The organism is Methyloparacoccus murrellii, assembly GCF_054657115.1.
On the sequence record NZ_BAAHXD010000070.1, the window covers coordinates 1 to 10,418 of the forward strand.

At 64.8% G+C, this 10,418-nt stretch carries 12 protein-coding genes and 2 tRNA genes; 2 read left to right on the plus strand and 12 right to left on the minus strand.

Annotation, left to right across the window (positions count from 1 at the left end; translation table 11 throughout):
* Nucleotides 1-302: 302 nt before the first annotated feature.
* From ACYQ1H_RS14695 to ACYQ1H_RS14750, 12 genes are all read right to left on the minus strand, one after another.
* Nucleotides 303-376 (minus strand) — tRNA-Gln (locus ACYQ1H_RS14695).
* 18 nt (nucleotides 377-394) lie between these two features.
* On the minus strand, nucleotides 395-787 hold the full coding sequence (gene rpsI / locus ACYQ1H_RS14700; protein ID WP_460028796.1) for a 30S ribosomal protein S9: 393 nt from the start codon (nucleotides 785-787) through the stop codon (nucleotides 395-397).
* Between the two features lie 21 nt (nucleotides 788-808).
* Entirely contained in the window at nucleotides 809-1,237 is a 429-nt protein-coding gene (rplM, locus tag ACYQ1H_RS14705; protein WP_460028797.1) for a 50S ribosomal protein L13, read from the minus strand.
* A gap of 91 nt (nucleotides 1,238-1,328) precedes the next feature.
* Entirely contained in the window at nucleotides 1,329-3,218 is a 1,890-nt protein-coding gene (locus ACYQ1H_RS14710) for a polysaccharide biosynthesis protein (protein WP_460028798.1), read from the minus strand.
* A 12-nt stretch (nucleotides 3,219-3,230) separates the two neighbouring features.
* Nucleotides 3,231-4,235, minus strand: coding sequence for an MraY family glycosyltransferase (locus tag ACYQ1H_RS14715; RefSeq protein ID WP_460028799.1), 1,005 nt, complete (start codon nucleotides 4,233-4,235; stop codon nucleotides 3,231-3,233).
* Nucleotides 4,236-4,339: 104 nt separating this feature from the next.
* Complete coding sequence (gene yjgA, locus ACYQ1H_RS14720; protein WP_460028800.1) at nucleotides 4,340-4,900, minus strand: ribosome biogenesis factor YjgA; 561 nt, start codon at nucleotides 4,898-4,900, stop codon at nucleotides 4,340-4,342.
* A 22-nt stretch (nucleotides 4,901-4,922) separates the two neighbouring features.
* Nucleotides 4,923-5,171, minus strand: coding sequence for a hypothetical protein (locus ACYQ1H_RS14725; protein WP_460028801.1), 249 nt, complete (start codon nucleotides 5,169-5,171; stop codon nucleotides 4,923-4,925).
* Nucleotides 5,172-5,179: 8 nt separating this feature from the next.
* Nucleotides 5,180-5,629, minus strand: a complete 450-nt coding sequence (locus ACYQ1H_RS14730) for a type II toxin-antitoxin system RatA family toxin (protein WP_460028802.1) — start codon at nucleotides 5,627-5,629, stop codon at nucleotides 5,180-5,182.
* A gap of 107 nt (nucleotides 5,630-5,736) precedes the next feature.
* Nucleotides 5,737-6,195, minus strand: a complete 459-nt coding sequence (locus tag ACYQ1H_RS14735; protein WP_460028803.1) for a PAS domain-containing protein — start codon at nucleotides 6,193-6,195, stop codon at nucleotides 5,737-5,739.
* Between the two features lie 41 nt (nucleotides 6,196-6,236).
* Complete coding sequence (locus ACYQ1H_RS14740; protein WP_460028804.1) at nucleotides 6,237-6,725, minus strand: SRPBCC family protein; 489 nt, start codon at nucleotides 6,723-6,725, stop codon at nucleotides 6,237-6,239.
* A 62-nt stretch (nucleotides 6,726-6,787) separates the two neighbouring features.
* Entirely contained in the window at nucleotides 6,788-7,942 is a 1,155-nt protein-coding gene (locus tag ACYQ1H_RS14745; RefSeq protein WP_460028805.1) for an NAD(P)/FAD-dependent oxidoreductase, read from the minus strand.
* Between the two features lie 84 nt (nucleotides 7,943-8,026).
* Nucleotides 8,027-8,503 (minus strand): Fur family transcriptional regulator, encoded by a 477-nt coding sequence (locus ACYQ1H_RS14750; RefSeq protein WP_460028806.1) that lies wholly within the window; start codon nucleotides 8,501-8,503, stop codon nucleotides 8,027-8,029.
* A 136-nt stretch (nucleotides 8,504-8,639) separates the two neighbouring features.
* Between ACYQ1H_RS14750 and ACYQ1H_RS14755 the strand changes: the two genes are divergently transcribed.
* A tRNA-Arg gene (locus tag ACYQ1H_RS14755) sits at nucleotides 8,640-8,716 on the plus strand.
* Nucleotides 8,717-9,131: 415 nt separating this feature from the next.
* A partial coding sequence (locus tag ACYQ1H_RS14760; RefSeq protein ID WP_460028807.1) for an Lcl C-terminal domain-containing protein occupies nucleotides 9,132-10,418 on the plus strand: 1,287 nt, incomplete at its 3' end.

Consider the following 10,418-nt stretch of genomic DNA (forward strand, 5'->3'; position numbering starts at 1 on the left):
AACAATGCCCGGGTCCTCCTCATCCACAGCCACGGCGGGTAATGGGAGCCCCGACGGTGCGCTAGCCACAAAAATTGCTTAAGGTTCCTCCACTACTTAAGCATTCCCTAATATATCCATGCCATGCGCACCGGGGCCGATGGCTTCGGGGGTTCTTTCCGATTCTGAAAAAAACAGCGACACCCGTGCGCGGGCGGGCGGCGATAGCGGCCATTTGTTGCCATCTCTTTTCGGTGAGTGCACCACCAGTGCACCACGGGCGAAAAAAAAGCCCTTACATTTCTGTAAGGGCTTGATTTTATTGGCTGGGGGACTAGGATTCGAACCTAGGTTGACGGAGTCAGAGTCCGTAGTCCTGCCGCTAGACGATCCCCCATTTAACGTGGTAGCCCGATCAGCGCTTGGAGTACTGCGGCCGACGACGGGCGCCGTGCAGACCGACCTTCTTGCGCTCGACCTCGCGGGCATCGCGGGTGACGTAGCCGGCGCGCCGCAGGGGCTGACGCAGGTTTTCGTCGAAATCGATCAGGGCGCGGGTCAATCCGTGACGAATGGCACCTGCCTGGCCGCTGGGGCCACCGCCGGAAACGGTGATCATCACATCCATCTTCTCACCCAGGGAGACCAGTTCCAGCGGCTGACGCACAACCATCTGGTCGGTCTTGCGGCCGAAATATTCCTCGACCGGCTTGTTGTTGACCAGAATGCGGCCGCTGCCGGTCTTGGCGAATACGCGGGCAACGGCGCTCTTGCGACGGCCGGTTCCGTAATAGTGCTGTTGTGCCATGGGTGTTCCAGCTTGTCTCGGTTAGATTTCCAGCAGTTTCGGCTGCTGTGCCTGGTGTTGGTGCGCGGCGCCGGCATAGACCTTGAGCTTGCGGAACATGGCGCGACCCAGCGGGTTCTTGGGCAGCATGCCCTGCACGGCGGTCTCGATGATGCGGGTCGGATGGGTCTGCCGCAGCTTGCCCAGCGCCACCGACTTCATGTTGCCGATGTAGCCGGTATGCCTGTAGTAAATCTTGTCCTTTTCCTTGGTGCCGGTGACGCGAACCTTCTCCGCATTGATGACGATGATGTAATCACCGGTGTCGACATGCGGGGTGTATTCGGCCTTGTGCTTGCCGCGCAGGCGGCGCGCGATCTCTGTCGAAAGGCGGCCCAGCGTCTTTCCGTCGGCATCGATGACATACCAGTCGCGTTTAACTTCGGCCGGCTTGGCGCTGAAGGTCTTCATTACTGCGCGCTCCAAACAAATGGCAATGCGTGAAAAGCCGATAAGGATAATGGAAAGTGTGCGACAAGACAAGCACTGCTCATCGGCGAGCTCAACGGCCGCCACGCTCCGCGCTGCCGGCAGCCCCAGGCGGCTCCGGGAGACCGGCCGCTGCCGGCGCATCGACAAACTCCGGCACCAAGGCGCGCAGCTGACCAAGGACCGCGGCCTCGTCGAAACGGGAGACCGCCTCGTCGAGCGCCTCCACCCGGCGCCCGACCTCGGCGCGCTCCAGGCTCACGGAACGCGCCAGCAGCAGCTTGGCATGCGGTGTCGGCATGGGCCGCTCGTCGTCCAGGAACAGCTCCTCGGTGAGTTTTTCGCCAGGCCTGAGGCCGACATAGTCGATGGCGACATCCTCGCCGACCCGCTTGCCGGAGAGGCGGATCATCTGCTCGGCCAGATAGCGGATGGATACCGGCTCGCCCATGTCCAGCACGAAGATTTCCCCGCCCTGGCCAACGGCGGCCGCCTGCATGATCAGCTGGCAGGCTTCCGGAATGGTCATGAAATAGCGGGTGACCTCGGGATGGGTCACGGTGACCGGGCCACCGCCGCGGATCTGCTCGCGGAACAGCGGTACGACGCTGCCGGCGGAATCCAGCACGTTGCCGAACCGCACCGTGATGAAGCGGGTCCCGCCGTCGCCATTGAGGCTCTGCACCAGCTTCTCGGCGGCACGCTTGGTGGCGCCCATGACATTGGTGGGCCGCACGGCCTTGTCGGTGGAAATCAGCACAAACTGGCGCACGCCTGCCGCACATGCCGCCTCCGCGACGATCCGGGTGCCGATGACGTTGTTGCGCACGGCCTGACGGGCCTGGCCCTGCAACAAGGGCACATGCTTGTAGGCGGCGGCATGGAAGAGGATGTCCGGGCGCGCCTCGAGCATCGCGCGCTCGACGGCCAGCCGGTCGGTCACATCGCCAAGCCGGGCGACCAGCCTCAGGTCCGGAAACGACCGCCGCAACGTCTGCTCGATCCGGTAGAGGTTGTATTCGCACTGCTCGAAGATGACCAGTTCCGCCGGCGCGAAACGAGCGATCTGCTTGCAGAGCTCCGAACCGATGGAACCGCCGCCGCCCGTCACCAGAATCCGGACGCCCGCGACATGCGCCTGCACGGCGCGGCGGTCGAGCTGCACCGGGGTGCGTCCCAGCAGGTCTTCGATGGAGACCTCGCGCAGATTGCCGGCCATCTGCCCGGCCAGCATGTCCTGCACCGACGGCAGGGTCAGGAAGGGGATGCCGGTGCCCTCGCAAGTCTCGACGATGCGTCGCATCTCCCGATCGGTGGCCGACGGCACGGCGATGAGAATGGCCTCGATCTCCAGCCGCTCGACCAGCGCGGGGATCAGTTCGCACGGTCCGCGGACCCGCACGCCGTGGATCTCGCTGCCTTTCTTGCCGGGATCGTCATCAACCAGCGCCACCGGGATGAAACGGCTGTCGCGGGCACGCAGCAGGTCGCGCACCAGCAGCTCGGCGGCACGGCCGGCGCCCACCACCAGCGTGCGCCGACCCACCACCAGGGCGATACCCTGATCCTTCCACATGCGGTAGATCAGTCGCGGCCCTGCCAGCAACAACCCCAGCAGCATCACGTACAGCGGCGGCACGGAGCGTGGCACGTCCTCCAGACGGTTGTAGAAGTACAGCGCCACGGCGAGCAGCGCCACCCCGACCAGAGCCGACTTGCCGATGCGGATCAGGTCCGGCACCGAGGCGAAGCGCCAGACACCCCGGTAGAGCCCCAGCCGGGAGAACACCAGCAGCTGGACCAGCAGTACCACCGGCAGGGTCTCGAGGGCGGAATCGACGTACTTCGGCGGCGGCAGCGACAGGTTGAAGCGCAGCCAGTAGGCACCCAGCCAGGCCAGCACGACCATGACCAGGTCGTGCAGGAAAACCAGGGAGCGCAAGCGCAGTTTGGCGGGAATCAAGCCGGGGTTCCCTCAGGGCCTGCCAGCGCCCAGCCGATAGGCTGTCAGTGCCAGGGGCAGGATGGCCATGGCAAGCGCGACGGGCTCCAGCCATGGGTGCGCCGCTGCCAGCCAGGCCAGCGGCAACAGCCAGAGCACATTGATGGCAAAGACCCCCAGCGTCACCGGGCGATGGGCGCCCCGGCGCCGGGCGGCATGCTGATAGGCGTGGCTGCGGTGGGCCTCATACCAGCGTTCGCCGCGACCAAGGCGTATCAGCAATGTCAGCGTGGCATCGACCAGAAACACGGCCGCCAGTATCCACCACACGCCAAGGCTGAGGGTTCCCTGCCCGGCAGACCACAGCGCCAGAACCGCCAGCACGAAGCCCAGCGCCCCGCTGCCGACATCGCCCATGAAAATTTTCGCCGGCGGCCAGTTCCAGATCAGGAAGCCGCCGGTAGCCGCCGCCAGCGCCAGGGACGGGCCTGCCACCGCTGCATCGGTACCGGCCAGCAATGCCGCCGATGCCGCCACCGACATGGCTTCCAGTCCGGCGATGCCGTCGATGCCATCCATGAAGTTGAACAGATTGATCATCCAGACGATCCACAGGGCCGCCAGCAGGTGCCCGATCCCGCCCAGGTTCAGAAGATGACCGCCGATCGTCAGGCGCGAAAGGTCGCCCAGCCAGGCGAGCGCCCAGACCGCGGCGGCCAGCTGGACGAGGAAGCGCCAGCGGGCCGGGACATGGCCGTGGTCGTCAACAAAGCCGATGGCGGCCAGCGGGACGAATCCCGCCAGTGCCATGAACAAAGGCCAAGGCACCCGGCCAAGACCCGCCAGCCCGGCCAGGGCAAGCGAGAATACCAGCACGATGGCCAGACCGCCGCCGCGCGGCGTCGGCTGCCGATGTGAGCTGCGGGCATTGGGCAAATCCATGAGTCGCCGTTCCGCATAGCGCCGCACCTGGCCCGTCAACAGCGAGGCCAGCCCAACGGCCAGCCCGTACAGCAACCACCCCAACCCCTGTGACATAAGCGCCGCCGACCGATCCCTATCCCGCCGAAACAGCTGGCATGATAATCGCAATTCGGCCCGTTTCATAAGGGCCGACCGCGGGACTGGCTCGCAGATGAGGATCAGCCCTGTTCCGCTCCGGCCGGCGAAGCCGGGGCCTCGGCGTCCGCGGACAGAAACTCGCGCAAGTAGCGGAACAGCAACCGTGCCGCGCGCGGCGGCAGGCCGGCATCGCGCTCGCGTCGGGCCTCGCGCACCCACTGGCGCAACTTCTGGCGCTCAGCCCCGGGATGTTCGCCGACAAAATCATTCACGGCAGCATCGCCCTCGGCCACCATGCGATCCCGCCAACGCTCGCACTGGTGCTGCACCCGCACCAGCGCCGCGCTCTCGCCACGCAGGGCCGCCAGGCCCGCGCGGATGGGCTCGGGGTCCAGCCCGCGCAACAGCTTGCCGATGAACTTGCGCTGGCGCGCCAATCCGCCATGGGCGGTGATGCCCTGCCCGATCCGGACCGCCTCCAGCAGTTCCTCGGGCAGTTCCAGCCGTGCCAGCTGTTCGGCCGACAGCGCCATCAGCGCCTCGCCGAGATCCTGCAACGCCGAGCTTTCCCGCTTGCGGCTGGATTTGCTGGGTCCGCGGACGTTATGGCGCTCTTCCTCGTGGTCGTATTCGTGTTCCATGCGCTCGGTGGGTGAGAATCGGTCAGGGGTGACAGCCTGCGCCGGTGTTGCTGGCCAGGCCATCATGCCGGCGGATCAGGGTCCAGCCGGTGATGCCAAGATGCAGGCTGGCCGTGCCCGCCAGTCTGTCGCTGCGGGACAGGCGCACACCGATGCGGAGGGTCTCGACCCGGACCGGCAGGCTCATCGCCAGCCATGAACGGGCCAGGATCACCCGGCGCATGACGGCGCTCATGGGCAGCGGCAATCCGGCGGCAATGATCGGCTTCACCGCCGGTATCAGGCCAGCCGGGTGCGGTCACCGTACTTGCGGGCCGCCTGACGGCAGAAGGCGTCCACCATCGTCTCGGTGACCTCCTTGAAGAAGCCGCCGAAAGCCATGCTGAGCAGGGCGTTGGCGAACTCGAAATCGAGCCGGAAAGTGGCCTCACAGCCCATATCGCCGCTGGGCTCGAAGCGCCAGACGCCGTTCAGCCGCTTGAAGGGGCCGTCGACCAAGCGCATGCGGATGGATTTCCCGGCCTCCATGGTGTTCTCGGTGGTGAAAGAGAGCTTGATCTTGCCCTTGGCCATGGTGATGGTGGCCTTGAGGCTTTCCGGCGACTGCGCCAGCAGCTTGACGTCGCTGCACATGGGGATGTAGCTGGGGTAGGACCTGACGTCGTTCACCAGATCGTACATCTCGGCAGGCGTGTAGTTCACGCACACGCTGGTGGAAACATTGGGCATGGTGGGGCCTCTCCTCTCCTTCTTCTTTCTCGAAATGTTCCCGGATGTCCGGGGTCATTCGCCCCGGCGGGCCGGCATGCTCCGGCCGACCGCGCCGGCCACTGGCATCAGCTGAACCGGGGCGTATCGGCCAGGGTCTGGCTCAGGCGCTGGATTTCCTCCTCGGCCTGGACCTGCCGCGTGACGTCGTACTGCACACCCAGGTAATAGATCAACTTGCCTTCGCGATCGAACAGTGGCGTCAACGCCAGATGATTGTAGAAAAGCTCGCCGTTCTTGCGATAGTTGCGCAGCGTCACCTCGACCGGCTGGCATTCCTGGATGGCCTCCCGCAGTTGCCGGCGTGCCAGCTGGTCACGGTCCTCGCCCTGCAGGAAGCGGCAGTTGCGGCCGACCACCTCGGCCTGGCTGTAGCCGGAAATCCGCTCGAAGGCCTGGTTGGCGTAGACGATGGGCATATCCGGCAGATCCGGATCGGCCAGGGTAACGCCATTGACGCAGGCATCGAGAATTTTCGACAGCACCTGCGGAATGATGCCGGGATCTTTTTCGGCAATGAAGAACATGTCCTTGGCCTCCTCTCGCTGGGGGTTGTTGGCGGTATCGGTCAGACCCTGGCGGCCTCGCGCTCGATCAGGCCCTTGAGATTGCGCACCGTGCGCTCGGCACCGTCCTGGACGGCGACGCGCACCAGTTTCTCGAAGGGCCGCAGGATCAGTTCCAACTCGGGAAATTCGAACGTGAAGGCCAGGCGGGTCGCCTCGCCCTCGTCGACGTGCGATGCGAACACTTCGAAATCGTAGATGCAGCGGTAGGCATTGGAGACACCATCGAAAGCTAGCCGCCGGTTGGGCAGGTAATCCGTCACCCGGAAGCTCGATTCCGACTTGTGGCCATGGTCGATCCGCACCTGCCGCAGCAGGCTGCCGACCCGGATCGGCCCCTCGCTGAGCCGCCTGAGATCGACCACCTCGGGCGACCAGCGCGGATAGTTGACGAGAAAATCATCGCCGACGAAACGGAACACCTCGTCCACCGGCCGGTGGATCACGGTGCTGGCCTTGCCCGTCACGGGCCTGTTGGAGCCGAACAACATCGTCAACCTCCTCGCTGTGGTGGTGTTTCCGCGCGGCGTTCAGTGATCGCCCTGTGCATGTCTCACAGGATATAGGTATCCATGCCCGCCAGCAGCAAATCATACTGGGCCTCGACCACCTCCTTCAGCAGCGCGGCGGGCTGACCGGCCACGATGTTGCCCTCCAGCGCCAGCCAGCCGACCGCATCATCCCGGCCCATGCCGATGACATAGCCGAGGTCGCGATGCAGGTAGGGCTCCAAGAGCTTGAAACGGCTGGCATGACGGAGGATGTTGCGTGCCGCCAGGCGGCCCTTGCGCAGCGCCGCCTGTGCGCTGAGCGCGTTGGAACCGGGCAGGCGGTACTGAGCGCAATCGCCCGCCGCGAACACGCGCGGCAGGGTCTTGCCGTCGATCCGGACCTGGCCGAAGGCATTGGCCTGGAGACGCGGCTCGGGGTTCATGCCAACAAACAGCAGTGCGGCGCTGGAAGGCAGGCACAGACGCTCGCCGGTGTCCGCCTGCTCGAGTTCGATCTCGGCCTGCGTCTGGCCACGGCAGTAGTGGTGCGGCAGATAATCGATCCCGAACGCCTGCAAGCGCGACGCCACATAGCGCCCCAGCTTGGGATTGAACTGGCCCAGCGGTGCGTCGCCGGCGTCGACCAGCCGCAGCCGCCACGACAGGCCGCATCGACGCAGGTGATCGGTGATCTCGAACAGGAACTGGATGCCGGTGGCGCCGCTGCCGACCACCGAGATTACCGGCTCGGCCAAGGGTGAGCGGCTGACGGTACGCGCCAGCAACTCGGGCCCCGGCGTCTGCATGAAGTCCAGCAGGTCCAGGCAGTGCTCCGATGGCATCAACCGCCGATAGCCGGCGCCGGTCGCCCAGAGCAGGTAATCGAAGGGCAGCACTTCGTCGCCGACGGTGAGCGCGCCGGCCGCCGCCCAGGATGAAACCTGCCCGGCATCGAACGGCAGCTCCGCCTGCACGTGCCGGATGTCGAACCGCTTTTCCAGCACCGTGAACGGCAGCCGCAGGTCGTCGAGGGGGCGCCGGAAGGTTTCGTGCAGGTGGGTGATCTTGAGATGGTGGTCCCGCGGATCGACCAGCGTCAGTTCGGCATCCGGCCGGCGCTCGCGCAAGGTCACCAGGGCAGCCAGTCCGGCGTAGCCGCCCCCGACGATCACGACACGGAGCGGCTCGCGGGAAGGAAAGTAAAGCGGCATGAACATCGGTGATCCCTGAAGCTGGGTGGATGGATATCTCGGACCGGCGCGAGCGGTAGACTGCCGCCACGCCATGAAATTCCGCGCCGGTCAGCCGGCCGAGGGGCCCTGACGTGCCGCGCATTCCACGCAGATGCCGCGAATCTCGAATGACTGCCGGTGCGGCGTGAAACGGGCGCCGGCGATCTCACGGGCGGCCGCCGCCAGAAGGTCGAGGGCCGGGCGCTCGTCGACATTGTGGCAACGTTCGCAGATCAGCAACAGCAGTTCGTGCGCCCTCCCCGGTTGCCGGCAACCGACGAAGGCATTGAGGCTCTCGATGCGGTGGATCAGGCCCTGTTCCAGCAGGAAATCCAGCGTACGGTAGACGGTTGCCGGCTTGGCGGACTTGTCGAAGGACTTCAGCTCGTCCAGAAGGTCATAGGCCTTGACAGATTCATGGCTGGACCAGATCAACGCCAGAACCCGCCGTCGCAGCGGCGTGAAGCGCACGCCACGCTCCTGGCAAAGCTGCTCCGCCCGCGCCATGGCCGTGTCGATGCAGCCCTGATGATCGTGTGCCGTCATGTTTTTCCCGCGCTGGCGTTGAGTTGGCGCCGAATTGTACGATGCCACCCCCGACAGCGTAACGGCACCCCGGCGCGCGGATGCCGGCCCCGGGTGCGCGATTCCCGCCGACCGGGCTATAATCGCCGACCGCGCCGCCCCGGTAGCTCAGCTGGATAGAGCATCCCCCTCCTAAGGGGAAGGCCACACGTTCGAATCGTGTTCGGGGCGCCATAAGAATCAGGGGCTTGGCCGAAACTTCCGGTCAACCGAAAATCAGGGGGCTACGCCGGGCTACACACCCCGCCCCGGACAAATCATCGCCCACGAAAAAGGGCTCCGCAGCAGCCATTGTCATTCCATCCACCCGTGCCCATCGCGTCGCGCGGGGTGCATGGCATGGTCTGCGCGACCTTCCTGCTGCCTGAGCCCTTGAATCTCAAGGTGGCTGACCCACTGCCTGACAGGCAAGTCGCGACCCGGGGAGCACGGCATGCTCGACACCCCGGACGTGGGGCGCGAAGGGGCCAAGACGATGCCGGGGCTAACGGGTCCCAGGAAAAGTCAGCACCCGAAACCAGCCACGTTACGGCTATCGCAATGAACTTGTCCTCGCTGGGCAAGCCCCCGGACTTGCAGAGACGCACCCATGCTCAAGCTCATGAGCTTCGCACGCCATTCATGCCTCTCCGTGGCTGTCCTGGCGGCCATGCCAAGAACAGGGCATGCCGTCGTGCCGATAAGTCGATACTACGGCAAATGGAATCCAGCACTGACCTACACTGCCGGTGATGTCGTGAGCTACAACAACCAGACCTTCCTCTCGCTGAAGATTCGCAATCGCCTACAGACACCCGGCATGTCGTCATACTGGCAACCGCTGGGATCGAATCTCCCGGGTCCGGCCGGACCTCCCGGCCCCATGGGGAAGATGGGCTTACCAGGGCCAGAAGGCCCTCAAGGCCTCCAGGGGATTCAGGGGCCACCCGGCACACCGGGAAAGGATGGGGTTGATGGCGTGGCCGGCGCACAAGGTCCGGTCGGCAAGGATGGCGCTCCCGGCACCGCCGGCAAGAACGGCGCCACGATACTCAGCGGCAACGGCGCGCCCAACAGCACATTGGGCGCGGTTGGTGATTTCTACGTGGATCTGACGAACGCCCGTTTCTATGGTCCGAAAGTCGATGCTGGATGGCCAGACACGTTCATGTCATTGGTCGGACCGAAAGGTGACAAGGGTGATGCTGGCGAACAAGGCCCGCCAAGTCTGCCGGGTATCGACGGGATTCCCGGCACGCCAGGCACAGACGGCAAGGACGGTGCGCAAGGTCCAGCCGGGGCGAAGGGCGATCCAGGGAGATCGTACACAGAGGCCCACGCTGGCGACCCATGCACGCCACCAAGTGGCATGTGGAATTCCGGCATTGTCGTTGCCTTCACGCTTAAAGATCATGCGCCAAGTTTAGGGTGCCCCCTTTCAGAGAATGAAAAATATATCGATCTGGGGCCGGTAGTCGTTGACAAGGAAGCCGGACTCATGTGGGAAAAAAAGACGAGCGATGCCTCCATACATGGAGCCAACGCCCTCTTTACGTGGAGCACAGGTGCCCCCTGGAACTTTGATGGCACGGCAAAGACGGAATTCATTGATGGGCTGAACACCCCGCAACCGGCCTGCTTTGCCGGTTACTGTGACTGGCGCCTGCCAACAGAGGCGGAACTGAAGACCCTTTACAACCCGGCCTTGCCATCTTGCCCCAGCAAGGCACCATGCATCGACCCGGTCTTTGGCGCGGCCCCCGGCAATCCCTACTTTGTTTCCTCGACGTCATCCTCTGATCCCGCAGAAGCGGGGTATGTCGTTTTCACCGATGGCCAGACCTACTCTTCAAGCAAACTGAACCTTGGGAGTTTTCTGGCGGTGCGTGGCGGGCCA

Excerpts from the sequence above, each read along its gene's own strand:
- rpsI (WP_460028796.1), bottom strand. The coding sequence starts at position 787 with ATGGCACAACAGCACTATTACGGAACCGGCCGTCGCAAGAGCGCCGTT.
- rplM (WP_460028797.1), bottom strand. The coding sequence starts at position 1,237 with ATGAAGACCTTCAGCGCCAAGCCGGCCGAAGTTAAACGCGACTGGTAT.
- ACYQ1H_RS14715 (WP_460028799.1), bottom strand. The coding sequence starts at position 4,235 with ATGTCACAGGGGTTGGGGTGGTTGCTGTACGGGCTGGCCGTTGGGCTG.
- yjgA (WP_460028800.1), bottom strand. The coding sequence starts at position 4,900 with ATGGAACACGAATACGACCACGAGGAAGAGCGCCATAACGTCCGCGGA.
- ACYQ1H_RS14730 (WP_460028802.1), bottom strand. The coding sequence starts at position 5,629 with ATGCCCAATGTTTCCACCAGCGTGTGCGTGAACTACACGCCTGCCGAG.
- ACYQ1H_RS14735 (WP_460028803.1), bottom strand. The coding sequence starts at position 6,195 with ATGTTCTTCATTGCCGAAAAAGATCCCGGCATCATTCCGCAGGTGCTG.
- ACYQ1H_RS14740 (WP_460028804.1), bottom strand. The coding sequence starts at position 6,725 with ATGTTGTTCGGCTCCAACAGGCCCGTGACGGGCAAGGCCAGCACCGTG.
- ACYQ1H_RS14745 (WP_460028805.1), bottom strand. The coding sequence starts at position 7,942 with ATGTTCATGCCGCTTTACTTTCCTTCCCGCGAGCCGCTCCGTGTCGTG.
- ACYQ1H_RS14750 (WP_460028806.1), bottom strand. The coding sequence starts at position 8,503 with ATGACGGCACACGATCATCAGGGCTGCATCGACACGGCCATGGCGCGG.